General features: G+C 57.2%; 17 protein-coding genes and 1 pseudogene. 7 read left to right on the top strand and 11 right to left on the bottom strand.

Translation table 11 applies throughout. The features are described from left to right. Positions 1-19: 19 nt before the first annotated feature. Positions 20-481, bottom strand: coding sequence for a tRNA (adenosine(37)-N6)-threonylcarbamoyltransferase complex ATPase subunit type 1 TsaE (gene tsaE / locus ACH107_RS02395; RefSeq protein WP_310690871.1), 462 nt, complete (start codon positions 479-481; stop codon positions 20-22). Positions 482-930: 449 nt separating this feature from the next. Further along, positions 931-1,635, bottom strand: a pseudogene (locus ACH107_RS02390) (PAS-domain containing protein); the annotation flags it as partial. A gap of 944 nt (positions 1,636-2,579) precedes the next feature. Between ACH107_RS02390 and ACH107_RS02385 the strand changes: the two are divergent. Both ACH107_RS02385 and ACH107_RS02380 read left to right on the top strand, forming a co-directional pair. Beyond that, the gene (locus ACH107_RS02385) at positions 2,580-3,077 is read left to right on the top strand and encodes a hypothetical protein (RefSeq protein WP_412504499.1); all 498 of its coding nucleotides are present in this window, start codon (positions 2,580-2,582) and stop codon (positions 3,075-3,077) included. 78 nt (positions 3,078-3,155) lie between these two features. Further along, complete coding sequence (locus ACH107_RS02380) at positions 3,156-3,923, top strand: hypothetical protein (protein WP_412504498.1); 768 nt, start codon at positions 3,156-3,158, stop codon at positions 3,921-3,923. A 76-nt stretch (positions 3,924-3,999) separates the two neighbouring features. Here the strand turns inward: ACH107_RS02380 and ACH107_RS02375 are convergent, their stop codons facing one another. After that, complete coding sequence (locus ACH107_RS02375; protein WP_412504497.1) at positions 4,000-5,253, bottom strand: hypothetical protein; 1,254 nt, start codon at positions 5,251-5,253, stop codon at positions 4,000-4,002. Positions 5,254-5,769: 516 nt separating this feature from the next. Here ACH107_RS02375 and ACH107_RS02370 point away from each other — a divergent pair. Next, on the top strand, positions 5,770-6,087 hold the full coding sequence (locus ACH107_RS02370; protein ID WP_412504496.1) for a hypothetical protein: 318 nt from the start codon (positions 5,770-5,772) through the stop codon (positions 6,085-6,087). Between the two features lie 734 nt (positions 6,088-6,821). Beyond that, positions 6,822-7,364: a recombinase family protein gene (locus tag ACH107_RS02365; protein ID WP_412504495.1), complete on the top strand. Its 543-nt coding sequence runs from the start codon at positions 6,822-6,824 to the stop codon at positions 7,362-7,364. Between the two features lie 211 nt (positions 7,365-7,575). Here the strand turns inward: ACH107_RS02365 and ACH107_RS02360 are convergent, their stop codons facing one another. The 6 genes from ACH107_RS02360 to regB all read right to left on the bottom strand — a co-directional run bounded on the left by ACH107_RS02360 (position 7,576) and on the right by regB (position 12,508). Further along, positions 7,576-7,806, bottom strand: coding sequence for a hypothetical protein (locus ACH107_RS02360; RefSeq protein WP_412504494.1), 231 nt, complete (start codon positions 7,804-7,806; stop codon positions 7,576-7,578). Positions 7,807-7,886: 80 nt separating this feature from the next. Next, entirely contained in the window at positions 7,887-8,903 is a 1,017-nt protein-coding gene (locus ACH107_RS02355) for a VRR-NUC domain-containing protein (RefSeq protein WP_412504493.1), read from the bottom strand. After that, entirely contained in the window at positions 8,900-9,274 is a 375-nt protein-coding gene (locus ACH107_RS02350; RefSeq protein ID WP_412504534.1) for a YbjQ family protein, read from the bottom strand. Before ACH107_RS02350 ends, ACH107_RS02355 begins: the two co-directional genes overlap by 4 nt. A 248-nt stretch (positions 9,275-9,522) precedes the next feature. Continuing rightward, complete coding sequence (locus tag ACH107_RS02345; protein WP_412504492.1) at positions 9,523-9,804, bottom strand: hypothetical protein; 282 nt, start codon at positions 9,802-9,804, stop codon at positions 9,523-9,525. 11 nt (positions 9,805-9,815) lie between these two features. After that, positions 9,816-11,021, bottom strand: coding sequence for a DUF6538 domain-containing protein (locus ACH107_RS02340; RefSeq protein WP_412504491.1), 1,206 nt, complete (start codon positions 11,019-11,021; stop codon positions 9,816-9,818). Between the two features lie 110 nt (positions 11,022-11,131). Then, positions 11,132-12,508, bottom strand: a complete 1,377-nt coding sequence (regB, locus tag ACH107_RS02335) for a sensor histidine kinase RegB (RefSeq protein ID WP_412504490.1) — start codon at positions 12,506-12,508, stop codon at positions 11,132-11,134. Positions 12,509-12,589: 81 nt separating this feature from the next. On the opposite strand from regB, the gene ACH107_RS02330 reads away from it, so the two are divergent. Beyond that, a complete protein-coding gene (locus ACH107_RS02330) occupies positions 12,590-13,222 on the top strand; it encodes an SCO family protein (RefSeq protein WP_310690868.1) in 633 nt (210 codons plus the stop codon). A 62-nt stretch (positions 13,223-13,284) separates the two neighbouring features. After that, on the top strand, positions 13,285-13,830 hold the full coding sequence (locus tag ACH107_RS02325; RefSeq protein ID WP_412504489.1) for an ActR/PrrA/RegA family redox response regulator transcription factor: 546 nt from the start codon (positions 13,285-13,287) through the stop codon (positions 13,828-13,830). Between the two features lie 60 nt (positions 13,831-13,890). On the opposite strand, the gene ACH107_RS02320 is transcribed toward ACH107_RS02325, so the two are convergent. Beyond that, entirely contained in the window at positions 13,891-14,769 is an 879-nt protein-coding gene (locus ACH107_RS02320; RefSeq protein ID WP_310690867.1) for a LysR family transcriptional regulator, read from the bottom strand. Between the two features lie 288 nt (positions 14,770-15,057). Further along, the gene (locus ACH107_RS02315) at positions 15,058-15,621 is read right to left on the bottom strand and encodes an HD domain-containing protein (RefSeq protein WP_412504533.1); all 564 of its coding nucleotides are present in this window, start codon (positions 15,619-15,621) and stop codon (positions 15,058-15,060) included. A 159-nt stretch (positions 15,622-15,780) separates the two neighbouring features. Here ACH107_RS02315 and ACH107_RS02310 point away from each other — a divergent pair. Then, positions 15,781-15,918: adenosylhomocysteinase (locus ACH107_RS02310; protein ID WP_412504532.1), on the top strand; the 138-nt coding region annotated here is incomplete at its 3' end.

Genomic DNA, 15,918 nt, shown 5'->3' with positions numbered 1-15,918 from the left:
CCCGGCGGCCACGGCACGGTCACAGGACACCGGCCAACCTGCCGGACCAGTCCGGGGTCAGGGACAGGCGGGCACTGTGGCCCGCCGGCCCAGCCGCAAGTTGGATGTGCAGCGCGTCATCTGGTAGGTCCGGGCCCAGCCTGTCGGGCCATTCGACCAGGCATATGGCCCTGTCGAAGGCGTCGTGCAGGCCCAGTTCCAGCGCCTCCTCGGCGTCCCCCAGCCGGTAGAGATCGCTGTGCCAGATTTCCCCCTTCGGTGAGGGGTAGGTCTGCACAAGGGTATAGGTCGGCGATGGCACCTCGGTATCCGGGCCGCAGAGCGCGCGAATAATGCTGCGGGCAAGGGCAGACTTGCCCGCCCCAATTTCGCCCCACAGCAACAGCGCATCGCCGGGCTGCAACAGCGGGGCGAGCGTCCGTCCGAGACGGTTGGTGTCGGCCTCGCAGGCCAGAAAAAGGTGGTGATCGGTCGCTGCCATTGGGCCAGACTACGGGTCTTGCCGGCCGCGACAAGCCCTAACCCGTCTGTGCCACTGGGTCCTGCGCGGGCGCGGCCGGGGCAGGATCCAGGGCCGTGAACAGGATCAAGCGGTGCCCGGTCGAGAGGGCGGAGCAACGCAGCGCAAAGCGGCGTCCGTCTTGCAGCGTCACGGTGTCCTCGCAAGGAGTGGGTGCGGTGGTGATACGATGCCAAACCGGTGTTGGCGCCGTTCTGTTGCGCCAGACAGCGAGTTCGTCCGACAGCGTGGGCACCCCCCAGCCCCAGGTGCCCTTCGCTGCCCCACAGCAGGCGATAGGCGCGGTTGGACATGACCACCTCGCCGGTGGCGCTGAAGGCCACGGCGGCCTCTTCCATCGAATCGAGGATTTCCTGGCCCATCTCGATCTGGGCCCGGAACCGGCGAGTCAGCGACAGTTCCTCCGAGATGTCCTCGAACAGGAAGGCAAGCGCTCCGTCGGGGTGTGGCCGACCGGTGACGCGATAGGTCTGGCCATTGGGCAGGGTCCAGGCCTCCTGGTAGCGGTCGTCGTCGGCGGCGGCCTCGACAGCCTCGACCTTGGCGCGCCAGGCGGCGTAGTCCTTGGGCTCGGGGATCATCCGCGCCTCGCGCAGGCGGTCGAGGAAGGGGCCGATGTGTGGGCGCGAGACCAGGAAATCCGTCGGTAGGCCCAGCATGTCGGTCAGCGCCGGGTTGAACAGGGTCAGGCGGCGCGCGCGATCGAAGATGGCCATGCCCACGGACAGTTGCGCGAAGGTCTTGGTCAGGGTCTGGACGAACGTCTTCTGGTCTTCGCGCGCCTCGACCAACTCGGTGATGTCGACCGCGTAGTGCATGGTGCCCGGATCACGGTGCACGCTTGTGATGACGTAGCACCGCGGGGCGATCGTGCCAGCCGAGGACAGCCAGTTGTGTTCAACGACGGGGGCGGAGTCCTCCGGCAGGGGCGGGTCCGAGAACAGGTCTGGCGGCGGCCAGGTCAGGGTCGTGTCGCCTTCGGCCGGAAAGGCCCGGTCGGCCAGATCCAGATAGGCGCGGTTGGCCCAGGTCACCTGGCCGTCGCGATCGCATTGCCAGATCAGTTGCGGGGCGTTGTCCCCGATGTTGCGCAACAGGGTCAGTTCCTGCTCCATCGCCGCAACGATCAGGCGTTCGGCCGGGTCGGTCCGGGCCGCCCCTGCGCGCAATTCCAATCGCACGACACCGTCAAGATAGGTGGCCTCGACAAGCGTATCGGGGTCGTTGTCGGCAGCGATGGATTCGCGGCCCGTCATGGCCAGATCGGCGCATTGGCGGCGCAGATCGGGAAACCGTGGGGCCAGCGCGGAAACGAGCCTGTCCCAGTCCGTGCTGCCCTCGCGGGCCTGGCGCAGGAGAGCCCGCCCCTCGGGCGTGGCATCGACCAACCGGTCCCCAGCGAAGATGAGCGCGGTTTTGCCCGCGCTGTCGGCCAGCAGGCGCCGGGCCGCGACCGCGGGCGCGGCGGTTGCGCGGGTCCACCAAACGAACAACAGGGCCGCGAAGATCACACCGATCCCCGCGGCAAGGAACGCTTGGAATGCGTCGGGCAGGGACATGGCAGGCTCCTTCGGCGATGACGGGCCGAAGGTCGATGGGATTGGTTAATTCACCGTTAAGAGCGTTAACTACAAAAACATGAAAAAACATATGCTTAAGTGGGGTTCTGTCACTGATTTTCCCACACAATTTCCCACACTCGAAGCTGGTAGGCCCCCACCCAACAGGATGAACTACACACCAAAGGGCGAAGCCAACAGTCCCAAGCGTCCAAGAGTCAGACCTATGGAGTAGGAAAGACCTTAGAGGTACTACAAGCTGAGCTTTTCCGAGCGAGTTATAGCCTACACTAAATCATCCAATCATCACACAGCCACACACAGAGGCTCTGGCGGTTTTGTGCCCTTTGTCCGTAAAAAGCCCTAGAGGCTCTGTATGAAGCGCACAGACGCTCTGTGACTGATTCAGGTGTCTTGGTCCAGTGGGATTGATCTTGTGACCAGTATCGTGTTCGATCAACTTCAGATGATAGGCTAAGGCAACACGGACAGCAAGGACGATGAAACTTTTACCTGTAATTTTGGTGGCCTTGGGGCTGACCTGCTCTCCAACTATAGTGATTGCGGACATACAAGACGCTAACAGCAGCGATATAATGGCAGAGATAGATTTTTTGGAACGAATTTTTCCAGATAGGCCTCAGATCGAACAAATCAGAAATACTGAAGAGAATGCTCTTCTAAATTATCTCTCATCCTACGCTATCTGCGAGGGCTGGAACTACAAAGAATATGACGAATTTGTCTCTTTTTATGAGCGTGAACTTCTGCCATTCGTACGAAGTGGACGAACGCTGAGAATAAGCCTTACAGAGACCTCATATGAGTCAAGGGTTGAGAATGGCTGTGAAATCAATGATGACGCAAAAAGCATTTTTGAAGGTATCTTTGGCAGTGTTGAGGGTTACTATACAAGCCTGAAAAATCGGGAGCTGATCCTCGAAGCGATTGATGAGAGAAAGAACGAAATGCTTCGCCGAACTCTGGGCGATGATTGAATGCGTCGCTTGACTTCTTCGATAGGTAGAGTTGCGGCGTGAGTGATGATAGGAATGAAGCAACAAGGATGCTCTGCCATGGTTTCAGTAAAGCAACCTTCTATCGCCTTGGCGCTGGTTGTCATGTCGGTATGGGCCGGGCCAAGCACTGCTCAGACATTGTTCGACCTGATCGAAACGTGCGAACAGGCGGGGCAGAATCCAGACCGGCAAGACGTGTCAGTCGCGTTATCTGACTTAAGAAGTCGCAAGTATATCGGTCAGGATGAAGTAATTGAGCGTGGGGAGCAGTGCCTTTCGAAAATTTCGGAAGAACCGATAAAATTCTTATACGGGGAAGGCTTTCTATCAGCGACGGCGTACGCTGAGCGCAAGCAACAACTCGAAGCAGAAGCTTTGAAAGAAGAGGTGGCGGAAGAAGCAGAAGCAGAAAGGCGTCAGGCTTACAGGGCCGAAGTTGCAGCGCGTCGGTGCGAATTGATCGACGAATACATCGCGCTGGGCATGACGCTGCCAGCCCTTGAAGCTACAGAGCAAGCGAAAAGATCGAATGCCATCAGGCAGACCGTTGCACAGTGCGACGCTTGGCTACTGGAAGATGAACGAGCGGCCCTAACCAACCCTGTCTGTAGTGACCTGTTTCTGGATATCGGGCTGCCCGAAGATCGGGACCGTGGGGCTGGTGCCAGCGTTACGGCCACTGAGCAAGAACTTGAAGCTATACTGGACCAACTGGAGATAATCCGCAGTAGCAACAAACTTCCTGAGGATTACTGGCAAGAACAACAAGAGCAAACGCTGGAAGAGTTCCGAGAGACCAAGGAAGAACTGGGCTGTGACAGTTAGTAATCCGGTCAAAAGTCGGACTCTTACCCCTCCGCTTTAGCCTAAAGAGGGAAGCTCAAGATATTCAATTATTCTTTTATATTATTTCCTCCTTACCTTTATGGTCTTTAGTGGTGACTGTAGGTCTGAAGCCTAGCAAGTAGCTGAACTCTGACTTTATTATCTCAACAGCCTTGCCCGCATCACCATGTCTTACAAAGATACAGTCATGTAAGGGCCAAGCTGGTAGGTCTTCCTCGATACACTTATTGAGCACTGCCATCATCATTTCAGATTCTTGGAACGCGACCTCCAAACCATCCATATATTCCAGTAGGAACGGAAACACCTCGTGGATTGGGTCCTTGAAGTGCTTGATGGTCTGATGTGGTTTGATGATGTCGCTATACTCAGCCTTACATCCACTGGGAAACCGATCCTTGTCACCGCCCATCGAAATTAAAGCTGACACGAGTACCTTGGCTAGGTCTCGCGTTCGTTCATCTTGAGGATTGACCCAAGGAATAATCTGATAAGGGTCTGTTCCCTCCTCAAAGCTGTAGCCCGACAGCCCAGCGCGAACTGACAGGTAGCTGGCCTTGATGTCTACTTGAACGATAGGCTGGTCATCTATTGTGGTTGTGGCCCGCCACGACTTGGGGAGGTTGGAATAGCTGCCATAAAGCCGCCCACCGTGGCCAAGGCTCTCTTTGTTGAATACTCGCTTTAGGTGTCGGTAAGTCGTGTTGCCCACCCTGAGCGGATGATCTCGCAGATACTCAAGGATATGCTCGACCTTGGCTTCTTCTTGGTGGATGCGCTCGTTCCCAAAATATTGCTCAGCATCTTGTCGGCTCAACGGCTTTGTGTCGAAACCTTCGCCATATTTGTCTTTGTGCCTTTTAATCTCAACAAGACTAGCTTTGCTTGAGGGCTGCTCTCGAAAATCAAACCCGGACAGGTCTGGTTTTTTCATTAGCAGATAGATTGCTGCCCTACCGTGATCTGCTGCCGCCTTACGCTCTTGTTTGATGTAGCCGTGCTCAAGTAGTTTCGCCCTTACAGACATGAAGGCTTGGTAGCCGCCACCATCAGCAGAGTAGGTCGGCTTCGACGCGGGAAAGGACAACAGGTCCGAGTTGCGTAGATGTAGCGTCTGACAGGCCCACAGGAAGCCACACAGCGCCCTTTTTATATTGTCGCGGTTATCAAGTCCAAGTTCAATTCTAAGCGCCTCAATGGCCGCTTCTGTAGCCTCGTTGCCTGGCTGTAAGTGCCGCAATACGAAAGCCTTCGCCCGTTCTGGAGCGAACATCTCTTCGAGCACCTCATCAATAGATTGCTGACCCATTGGACCTCCAGTCAGGCACGCTACAGACAAGCATCGAGAGCGATACGCCTCAACCCATGACCATCTGATATTGTAGCATGGCAGGCACTTAACACCCTTTTAAGCTTCCCCAAGAATCTACATATAGTTACGGTAGATAGGCTATAACAATATATTGTATTATTGGACCTTCTGCTTGGCGATAGCAAAATAGTCTTGCCTTGCTGCGGGTCGGGTACGTCAATCGGTACTAGGGTGCGATAGTGAGGACCGCCCAGATAGTCCACAAACTGGGGCCTCTCAGCCGTTGTAGGATCGCCCGGCACCTTTACCCCTATCCTAGTATCGAACCAAGAGCCTGACCTGCAAACTGAGGGGTAGGCGGGGCATCTTGCCTATGTTAGTTGTCACACGCGGTCAAAGGTGGAGGTCAATAGCGTGATAAGAGTTTTATTTCCTGTTGTTTCGTGCGCTCTTATGTTGGTCTCAGGATGCGAAGAGTACACCAGCCTCCAAGAAACTGATGACATTGTGTTCATGAAAGCTGATAAAAATTTCCGCTTTATGGGTTCGTCTTACCCCAAAGGCTCACGATTTCCGCGCGTCGCAGTAGATGGTGGTCGCCAAGCTGTCTGGATCGACACTGCACAGGCATCAACTGCTGCTGGTGGCATGGGCGCACCTGTAATGGCGATAAGCGTTAAGAACAAAAATGGCATGATGCTTGATGAGAACCTGTGTTCCACTGGCGATCTACTTGTCCATTCAATTGGTGTTACAACGGTGCATGAGTGGGACAACTACGTTGCTCGGGAGAGTATAACAAAAGGTGTTTGTTTAAGCATCACTCAGTAAGCTTTTTGTCGGACCTCCATACAACATCAAAGCGGTTCGTATCTGCCATGACCGGACGCAAGAAAGACCGTTGAGCCTTCACAGTCCAGCCTACGGCATTTTCCCCGCCTGCCGATCAAGGTGAAGTCTTCGCCGTAGTGGGATCGTAGGAGGTCCAAGTCTACTACCAGCGTCAGGTCACACGTTGAGCAATGGGCGCGAACCTTCACCCCACCACGTATCATATCACCGATAGTCTGGTATCGCTTGGGTATCAGGCGCTCTACACGACCTTTGGGCATCTTATCCTACATCGGTGTTCTTGGTATGTTCTACCCATAACCTGATCTGACTACAAGCCCGGGACCAGCTACTTGCCAACGGAAGATTTCGTACGGTGCCTCCGGAGACGTAGTCCTGCCCGGACCATGGCCACGGCTGAGGGCTTTCGCGTGTAGCCTCATTTTCCTATCCGGGGACCAGCAATGTTCCCATGTGGGCAGCCTCAGCAACCCGGAGGATCAGTTTAGACAGTCGGTCAAGGGCACCTGTCCTTTTCCCTTAGTAATGTAACACCTCTACCCGCTGGTGTCGCATCATCTGGCTAGGTAGTTACATCCAAGTTTACCCTGCCAGTGCTACTATCCTGTTACCAGTTTACGGTCACATTAGACCTATTTTGGTTGTAGATGTTACTAGAATCGGTGTAGTCTAAGGCCAGTTGTTACCACCTGCTACACTGAGGAGATAATATCATGGCAACCATCGGCTACCGTCGCGTCAGTTCGGAAGGTCAGAACCTTGATCGTCAAGACTTGGGTGAACTGGACAAGGTGTTCGAGGAGAAGCTGTCCGGTAAGTCCGCCAAGGATAGGCCAGCCCTACAAGCAATGATCGACTATGCCCGAGAGGGTGACAGTGTAGTGGTTTACTCCATTGACCGTATGGCCCGAGACCTGCGCGACCTTCAGGACATTATCAGCACTCTCATTGATAAGGGTGTAGCCATCACCTTCCTGTCCGAGCGCCTGACCTTCAGTGCCGATGCAGACGACGCCCTTGCCAAACTACAGCTTCAGATGATGGGTGCGTTTGCTGAGTTCGAGAGGAACATCATCAAGAAGAGACAGGCAGAGGGGATCGCCAAGGCGAAGGCAGCTGGTAAGTTCAAGGGCGGCAAGAAGCGGATCGACCGGGATCAGGTCCACCAGCTTCGGGATGAGGGCCTCAGCACCTACAAGATTGCAGCACAGATGGGCATCAGCCGTATGTCAGTTCACCGGATACTGAATGGCTAGTTCCAACGGACGTGTTTGAGTAAGCAATGCTCATCAAGTTGCGGCGCCTTAAAGCCGTTGGGACCCCCAGAATTATACAATCTAGCAGTGCATCTCGCTCGTTTTGCCACCTACACCCGACAATATGATTTTGGCTCCCAGCTCTATAGAACGCCACTTTGAGCAGGTTTGCTCTAATGAAAGCTAAGTTCTGATTTTCAGGTTATTGATCTCACCCAAGTCCTACCGCCAGCATCGTTGCAAAAGCGACAACAACAAAAATCAGCTTTATCAGCCAGAGGTGTTGATCAGCTTCATGCCGCCTGAGCTGTCTTCTCTTTCGAGATTGCGCTCGGAGCATTCTTTCTCGCTCAGACTTTGTGGTCGCTTGGCCATTCCAGTTCCCCTCATAGGGGGAAATTTTTTGGTTCAAGCGTTTCAGCTCTTCTGCTTCATCCTTCATGATCACCCACCGATAGCTTTGAGCTGATCTAATGCATCAGGGTCCATTCCACAAAATAGCATTATAGACGTTCGGATATATCAATTCTCAGAAACGTTTATCAACATTGCCCGCTCCCCATTACTGGCAAGTTCGGCCAAGGTTGCCTTTTGCGCAGGCGAAAGCCTGTCGTTTGGGGCCTTAACCTCAGCATATGCCAAGCCTTTATCATCCCACAACTGAAGGTCTAGGGTTGTTGTCTTGCGTTGTTCAACAAGTCTACCTCGCCACATCTCGGCAAAGTCGCACTCCCTAAGTATTCGGTCTCTTGTTGCTGAGCACCTTACGTAGTCAGAAAAATATCTTGTATTTTTGATGTTATCTTGAAACCCACCCGCAAAATGGAAGGCAGGGCCAAACAAAGTCTCCATCCCGATTTTCCTGTCTACAGCTTCGGATTTGACATTCTTAATGAAATCGTCTTTTACCCTACCAGATGAAATATGGAATGAACCCCAGCCTCTGTCCCAGAATTCATTATCGAAGTCATCCAGGCGGCGCATAGCTAGTATTTTTTCTTTTGGGTAATGCTGGTCAATATAACCTAAGATGCCATTCAGTCCTACAACTTTAAAAAAGCTAATCACGTTCTGACGGTCAATATCTGACGCCACAACTTCTCTGGAGCTGAGCTTCCCAATTTCAAACGATTTGATATTAGTGGATATCAAAGCATCAAGCTTGTCTACAAATTCTTGCTCGGTACTGGTGGAAATGTTCGCATATATTTGGTCATAGGAATAATCGTGCATCGGCAGGAAACCATCACGTCCGCCAGCCATCAAAGCTTGGACCCCATACCAAAAGGTTTCTCGCTGCTTTCTTCTGTGAGCTGAAAGTGCTTTCTGCGTTTTCGAAGGAGCATCTGGCCAACCGAGCACCAAACAACACAACGCAAAGTAGTTAAATCGCTCAGTGAAATAGCCGGACCAGCCGTGATCTTTCAAAGAGTCCAGCGTTGCTTGTTCAACCACATCAATGGAACCACCGTTATATGACCATCTCTTGCGGTCATGTCGAGTCAGGCCAATTTCAAGAGTATCTTTGTAGCGTTTCATTCCTCAATTCTCACAGCAGTCCCACTAGCCACCAGCAGCACCATATTGCCTGCGGCACTCAGTTCGACATAATCAAGGTCAATCCCCACTACAGCGTTGGCACCTACTTCATAGGCTTCCTTCTTCAATTCGTAGAGGGCAGTCCGCCGAGTATCCCTAAGCGTCTTCTGTACCGCCTCAGAGCGGCCACCAACCACGTTCCTGACACCGGCAAACAGGTCTTTGAAGATGTTCATTCCGAAGGCACACTCAGCCGTGACAACCTCGATGCGCTTGGTGATCGACAAACCTTCTGGATACGTCTCAGTGGTGAGCAGAATGGCTTCAACCTCTGCACTTTGCTCTTGTCTTTCTTCGAGACCCTCGTTCATCACGTTGGGATCACCGGTTCGCTCTGCTTTGAGGCTTTTCAGGTGGCAGTCTTGGCAGAAACCATTGTTGCCGCCGAAAAAGCCAAGGGGCACGCCACAGTTTCGACATTCGGCCATCTGAGCCTCACCAGTTGCTTTTCGGTAGCGTGATGCGCCCAGCGCCACCGGTCAACCCCGGTAAAGGCTCGTGCGAGCGAACAGTCTTAAATGGTTGGTGGATGCCCACCCCAGAAACCAAGTCAAGAAAATCACTTTCGCCTAAGGTTTACCCCATCGCTGATGTAGTCGCAGGCAGACTGGTCGTCATCTTGCCAGATAAGGTAAATCTTTGCGTCAGACTCCAAGGCTGTCATGCCAGCTTCCAAACAAGTGTCCCGGTCTAGAAGACCAGACTCTAAACATCCATTCTGCGCGAACTCTACTTCGCCTAAAAAATCCTCTGAAAGCCTTTCGTAACACGCCTTTTCACTCTCAAGGCAACCTGCCAAAAACGCCCCAGCCGCTACCATCGGCAGTGCCTTGGTCTTCATGACAGCTCCTTTCAGGTCCAGTCCCAGTTGTCCCAGTTGATAGCCTCCACAGTGGGTAGCAGGGCCTCTGGCCTCAAGCCCGCCATGTAGCTTTTCATGTGTGCGTCATCACCGACGCTATGCCCCACCACAGACCGAATTGCCTTCTCTGGCAACCCCGCTTTTGAGTTGTGCAGCATCGTGATGATGGAGGTCCTGAACTGGTGCCCAGTGACTTTGCCCGAAGCCCTTATCCTTTCTTGTAGAGAATTGGACCTGCCTTCGATGGTCTGGCTGTTGATGGGCAGTAGGTAGCCATCGGCACTGTTCCCTTTAAGCCTGTCCACCACTGGGATGAGTTGCGGGTGTATCGGGACCACTTGCGGTTTGTGGGTTTCCGGTCGCATCCTCTTATCAATCCTGAACTTGAAGCATGGAATGCCATCCACAACGATGATGTCTGAACAGGTGAGGTTCGCCACCGCTATCGACCGTCTGCCCGTGTAGCCCAGTAGCAGGACACCATCGCGGTAACTCGACTCTGCCAGCACTTCTCGGAACAGTTGTCCGCTGATGACGTCCTTGTGCTTGGTTCTGGACAACTTGGTTTTGATGCCATCAAGCACCCCTGCATCCAGCTTCTTGAACAGGACCTGCTGCCCCAGATACTTGAAGAAGTCTTTAGCAAAGGCCCGCATAGACTGTTGGGTCGCCCCAGTCACGTTCCGTTCGGATGCCCAGCGCATGACCTCGTATTCGGTCACGTCCTCAAGCAGACGGAACCTGCTACAGAACTGGTTCAGCATGACGCGCTTGGCGTCTATGGTATTGACGCTGTTGCCCTTGTCTTCACACCACTTCAGGTAGAGTTCGAGGTGGTCTTTCAGGACGACAACCTTGTTCGAGGCCCTCTCGTAAGCATCATATTTCTGGTTGTCATCGCCCAGCACCTCAAGCGCGATGTCGTCTATCTCATCAGGCGACAGCCCTTGGCTTTGGAAGTCGCGTATACCTGCCTTGATTTGGTGGTAGTCCCAGTCTGGGTTCCTTGCTTTCTCGACCTCGGTCCAGATGTCATCGGCCCAGACGCTTGCCAGCCGCGTAGCCTTCTTCAGACTGTCCGTCTTCGTGGTCCGTCTGACGCGCTTCTTGCCTAACTTGGCCTGAACGTCCGCTGGTATCTTCAACTCAAACCACCAGTTGGGACTGTTCGGTCGTCGGTAGAGGTGCTGTGGCATAGCAAATTTCCCACACAATTTCCCACACTACATCATGTCAGACAGCCTATATACAAGGGTTTAAGGGAATAATGACCACCACCGGACTAATTCACCGTTAAGCGTGTTTTTCAGGTGAGCGGCTCGTTCGCGCCCAGGGGCTGCGTGGTCTGCGATGCGGCGCGAATCTTCTCGGCCGGCCAAGTGACGTTGACCACCGCGCCGCCCGAGCGGTTGGCCAGCATCCGGGCGCCGCCATTGGCAAAGGTCAGGCTGGCCCCCGAGCGTTCCAGCAGCGTCTTGGCGATGAACAGCCCAAGGCCCATCCCCTCGTACCCAGGGCGGGTGTCGTCGAGCAACGCCCAGCGCCGCCGCCGCACGAAGGGGTCGCCGATCCGGCTGAGCACGGACGCGGAAAATCCGGCCCCATCGTCCATGATGCGCACGCCCAGGCTGTCCTCCGACCAGCTCAGTTCGATCCGAACGCTGGCGTCGCTGAAATCCACCGCGTTCTGGACCAGGTTGCGGATGCCGTGGATGATCTCGGGCTGACGACGGATGACGGGCTGGTCGGTCGCGTCCGTCTCGGCCGAAAGTTGCACCGCGACCGGCTTGCCCCGTTCCATGTGGGGTTCGGCGGCCTCGCGGATCACGGTCTCGAAGGGTGCGTGTTGCAGGTGCTTGTCATCCTTTCCGGCCCGGCCCATCGAGCGCATGATGTCGCGGCACCGATCTGCCTGGTCGCGGATCAGGATGGCATCCTCGCGCAGCTCCGAGCCGTCCTCCAGTTCGTCGATCAGCTCGCTGCTCACCAGCTTGATGGTGGCCAGGGGTGTGCCCAGTTCATGCGCGGCGGCGGCGACCACGCCGCCCAGGTCGGTCAGTTTCTGTTCGCGGGCCAGCGCCATCTGGGTTGCGGCCAGGGCTTCGCTCATCGACATGATCTCCTGCGTGACCTGCCTTGCATAAAGTCCGATGAAGACGATGCCGGTGACCAGCGCCACCCAGAACCCGAAGACGAAAAGCTGCGGCAGTTCCAGTGGAAAGCCCGTCGCGGTCAGCAGCTTCACATGCCATTGTGTCAGCACGCTGATGATGCCGATGGCGACCACGCCAAGCACGATCGTGCTGCGCGCGGGCAGGACGTTGGCCGCGATCGTCACCGGCGCGAGGATGAGCAACGAGAAAGGATTGCTCAGCCCGCCGGTCAGGTAAAGCAAGACCCCCAGTTGCAGCAGGTCGAATCCCATCATCATCACGCCTTCGCCCTCGCTCAGGCGGCGGTTCTCGGGATAGAGGAACGTCGAGAAGATATTGGCCAGAACGGCGGCCCCGATGGTCATGGCGATCAACCCGGTCTCCAACCGAAGGTGAAAGACATACAGGGCCACAACGACGGCGGCGATCTGTCCGATGACGGCGACCCAGCGCAGGATCACCAGAGTACGAAGCCGCACCCAGTTGCTGCGCTGATCGGTCATGAAGGTCTCTGCTGCAGGCTGCGCCATTGTGCCACGATGTCCTTGTGCCGGTTGATGGGGGATAACCGATGCCTAGATACACAGTAGTCAAGCCCGGAGTGGACTATCATGCGCAAATCCATCGTGCTGACCGGTGCGGCAGCGGTCGTGGCGACCGCCGGCACCCTGAGCGCCGGGCTTTTCGACCCGAGCAGGTGGTTCGGATCCGGCGACAGCTTCGCCCAGTGTAGCGAGACCACCGTCGGCGGCGCGGATATTGGCGGGCCTTTCGAGTTGGTGGACGAAACCGGACGGACCGTCACGGAACAGGACGTCATCACCGGCCCGACCCTGATCTATTTCGGCTACACCTTCTGCCCCGACATCTGCCCGACGGACAATATGCGCAACGCGTTGGCGATCGAGCGTCTGGACGAGCGTGGACTTGAGGTGAAGCCGGTCTTCATCTCGATCGACCCCGAGCGGGACACGCCCGAGCGGCTGGCGGATTTCACGGATGCCTTTCACGAACGGATGCTTGGCCTGACCGGCACGCCCGAACAGGTGCGCGCGGCCTCGCAAGCCTACAAGACGTTCTTCCAGAAGGAAGACACCGACGACGATTATTACCTCGTGGATCACACCACGATGTCCTATCTGGTCCTGCCCGAGGAGGGCTTCGTCGAGTTCTACCGCCGTGACGTCCCGCCGGACGAGATGGCCGACAGCATCGCCTGTTTCGCCGAGGCCGCGACAGGCTAGAGTTTTCACCGGCGCATGCTAGATTGCGCAGCATGAAAGAGATTTCACCGGAGACCGCAATCATGGACCCAGCGCAGATCGGCGACGACCCGTCACTCCTCATCGTGGATGACGACGAGGCATTCCTCAGGCGGCTTGCCAAGGCCATGGAAAAGCGCGGCTTCGCCGTCGAGACCGCCGAGAGCGTGGCCGACGGCCGGGCCATCGCCACCGCCCGCCCCCCGGCCTATGCGGTCGTGGATCTCAGGCTGGAAGACGGCAATGGGCTGGACGTGGTCGAAGTCCTGCGGGAAAAGCGGCCCGACAGTCGCATTGTCGTGCTCACCGGTTACGGGGCCATCGCCACCGCTGTGGCGGCGGTCAAGATGGGGGCCACCGATTACATGTCCAAGCCCGCCGACGCCCGGGACGTGACCCACGCCCTTCTGGCCACGGGCGACGAGTTGCCGCCGCCGCCCGACAACCTCATGAGCGCGGATCGCGTCCGCTGGGAACATATCCAGCGGGTCTACGAACTCTGTGATCGCAATGTCAGCGAGACGGCCCGGCGGCTGAACATGCACCGCCGTACGCTGCAACGCATCCTGGCCAAGCGCAGCCCGCACTGACCGCTTGATAAGCCGCATCCGCGACGGCAAGGACCGGTATGCAGTTTTGCGTGACGTGCTTTAAGCGGCTCGGGCTTGGCGTTGCAGCCAGTGCACGAAGGCATCGCGCGCGGCCGAGACGACGCCCGGCCGCGTGAGAACATGATAAGCCACGGCGCTGTCGGTTTCGCGGAACAGGGCCCGCAGCCGCCCGGCCCGGATCTCGTCTTCGACCAGCGGCGCCGGCAGGATCGCCACCCCCAAGCCCGCGCGCGCGGCTTCGCGGGAAAGCTGCGCGGTTGCAAAGGTCTTGATCCGTTCCTGGTCCGGGTCGATCCCATGGGTGGCGACCCAGAGCCGCTCTTCCGAGGTCTGTCCGTCCATCAGCCAGGTGGTGCCGCGCAACTCGGACAGGTCGCGGACCGTGTCTACGGGCACATGCCCGGGGGCCGCCACCGCGACGTGGCCCGCCGGGATCAGCGCCAGCGACTCGACTCCTGTCCAGCCGCCGCGCCCGTACCGGATCGCCACGTCGATCCCGTCGGCGCGCAGGTCCACCAGGCCGACGCCGGGGATGATCTCGACATCCAGATCGGGGTGTTCGGCCCAGAACCCCCCGATCCGCGGCATCAGCCAGTTGGCCGCGAAAGAGGGGGTCACGGCGATTCGGAGCGGCCGCTGGGCCGCCTTGTCCAGCAGATCATCCGTCGCCGATCCGATCAGTCCGAAGGCCTCGGCCAGCGCCATGGCCAGCCGGTGCCCCTCGGCGGTGGTGACCATGCTGCGGCCCTGGCGCTCCATCAGGATCGTGTCGAAATGCGCCTCCAGCGCGCGCACGTTCTGGGCGACGGCGGCATGGGTCACGTTGAGGTCACGTGCGGCGGCCGAGAAGCTGCCGAGGCGCGCCGCGGCCTCGAAGGCCCGCAAGGCTGTGAGCGAGGGAACGTTACGCCAGTCCATATGAAATCTGAACTAACATATTTGAAATCTTCCTGACTTTTCTGAGGCCTCTACAGGCCCTATATCAGTGCTACCAGTGCAGCGAAAGGAACGCGCCATGTTCAATATTCTTGCAGAAAGCCTGTTTACCGCCAGTCGCCGGACCCAAGGCCGCGGGCCCCGCCCCGCCGAAAAGCGCATCAAGCCCAATGGGTGTGTCACGACCGCGCCGACCAGGGCGCACCGGACCAGTCCCGCAAGCGCGCGCGGCTGATCCCGCGGCGCGCGGGCGGCTTCTGGCCCGCGCGCTCAAAGCTGCGCCAGCAGCGTGGCGTGCCGGGAGGTGAAATCCGCCCGCACCTTGAGCGGCGGACGCAGGCGGATCTGCAGGGCCTCGGCTAGTCCGGGATCGACCCGCCCGAAATGCATGGTTGCCTCGCTGTCCGAGAAACCGGCGATGCGGGTCGCCTCTAGCCGGGCACTGATCCGGTCCGCCTTCTTGATCTTCTTCTTGACCGTCTCCGGCAATACGGCCGGGAGCCCGAAGCGGATATGGATCGCCGCTTGCAGCCGATCGTCCAACTCGCCGTATCCCGGCCCGATCGCCGCCTTGACCGGCGAGATCATGTCGCCAATCACGTATTCCGGGGCATCGTGCAACAGCGCGGCAAGCCGCCATTTCAGCGGTGCGCGCGGGTCCAACCGGGTGAAAATCTCTTCCACAAGCAAGGAATGCTCGGCCACGGAATAGGCAAAGTCGCCCTCGGTCTGGCCGTTCCAGCGCGCCACGAAGGCCAGGCCATGGGCGATGTCCTCGATCTCGATATCCATGGGGGTCGGATCGAGCAGGTCGAGCCTGCGACCCGAAAGCATGCGTTGCCAGGCGCGTGTTTGTTTCAAAGACACCTCCGAAGCCTGCCGGAGACTTGCCCGCGTCGCCCCGATTTTGCAAGATGGCGGCTTGGCCTGCGTTGCCGATCCGGGGGTCCGGTGCTAGAGGACCTCGAAACCGGTTCAGCAAGGAGTGCCATCATGGCCGAGGATTTCATCGTCAAGGACCTTTCCCTTTCGGCCTTCGGGCGTCGCGAGCTTGCGATCGCGGAGACGGAGATGCCGGGTCTGATGGCCAGCCGTGAGGAGTTCGGGGCCTCCAAGCCGCTCAAGGGCGCG

This window comes from Roseovarius halophilus (ex Wu et al. 2025) (genome assembly GCF_047086965.1).
Note: the sequence above shows the minus strand (reverse complement) of the source record. Positions and strands in the feature narration are given on the sequence as shown.

Excerpts from the sequence above, each read along its gene's own strand:
- ACH107_RS02345 (WP_412504492.1), bottom strand. The coding sequence starts at position 9,804 with ATGAAGACCAAGGCACTGCCGATGGTAGCGGCTGGGGCGTTTTTGGCA.
- ACH107_RS02375 (WP_412504497.1), bottom strand. The coding sequence starts at position 5,253 with ATGGGTCAGCAATCTATTGATGAGGTGCTCGAAGAGATGTTCGCTCCA.
- ACH107_RS02380 (WP_412504498.1), top strand. The coding sequence starts at position 3,156 with ATGGTTTCAGTAAAGCAACCTTCTATCGCCTTGGCGCTGGTTGTCATG.
- ACH107_RS02350 (WP_412504534.1), bottom strand. The coding sequence starts at position 9,274 with ATGAACGAGGGTCTCGAAGAAAGACAAGAGCAAAGTGCAGAGGTTGAA.
- ACH107_RS02365 (WP_412504495.1), top strand. The coding sequence starts at position 6,822 with ATGGCAACCATCGGCTACCGTCGCGTCAGTTCGGAAGGTCAGAACCTT.
- ACH107_RS02385 (WP_412504499.1), top strand. The coding sequence starts at position 2,580 with ATGAAACTTTTACCTGTAATTTTGGTGGCCTTGGGGCTGACCTGCTCT.
- ACH107_RS02330 (WP_310690868.1), top strand. The coding sequence starts at position 12,590 with ATGCGCAAATCCATCGTGCTGACCGGTGCGGCAGCGGTCGTGGCGACC.
- ACH107_RS02355 (WP_412504493.1), bottom strand. The coding sequence starts at position 8,903 with ATGAAACGCTACAAAGATACTCTTGAAATTGGCCTGACTCGACATGAC.
- ACH107_RS02370 (WP_412504496.1), top strand. The coding sequence starts at position 5,770 with ATGAAAGCTGATAAAAATTTCCGCTTTATGGGTTCGTCTTACCCCAAA.
- ACH107_RS02325 (WP_412504489.1), top strand. The coding sequence starts at position 13,285 with ATGGACCCAGCGCAGATCGGCGACGACCCGTCACTCCTCATCGTGGAT.
- ACH107_RS02320 (WP_310690867.1), bottom strand. The coding sequence starts at position 14,769 with ATGGACTGGCGTAACGTTCCCTCGCTCACAGCCTTGCGGGCCTTCGAG.
- ACH107_RS02315 (WP_412504533.1), bottom strand. The coding sequence starts at position 15,621 with ATGCTTTCGGGTCGCAGGCTCGACCTGCTCGATCCGACCCCCATGGAT.
- tsaE (WP_310690871.1), bottom strand. The coding sequence starts at position 481 with ATGGCAGCGACCGATCACCACCTTTTTCTGGCCTGCGAGGCCGACACC.
- ACH107_RS02360 (WP_412504494.1), bottom strand. The coding sequence starts at position 7,806 with ATGAAGGATGAAGCAGAAGAGCTGAAACGCTTGAACCAAAAAATTTCC.
- ACH107_RS02340 (WP_412504491.1), bottom strand. The coding sequence starts at position 11,021 with ATGCCACAGCACCTCTACCGACGACCGAACAGTCCCAACTGGTGGTTT.
- regB (WP_412504490.1), bottom strand. The coding sequence starts at position 12,508 with ATGGCGCAGCCTGCAGCAGAGACCTTCATGACCGATCAGCGCAGCAAC.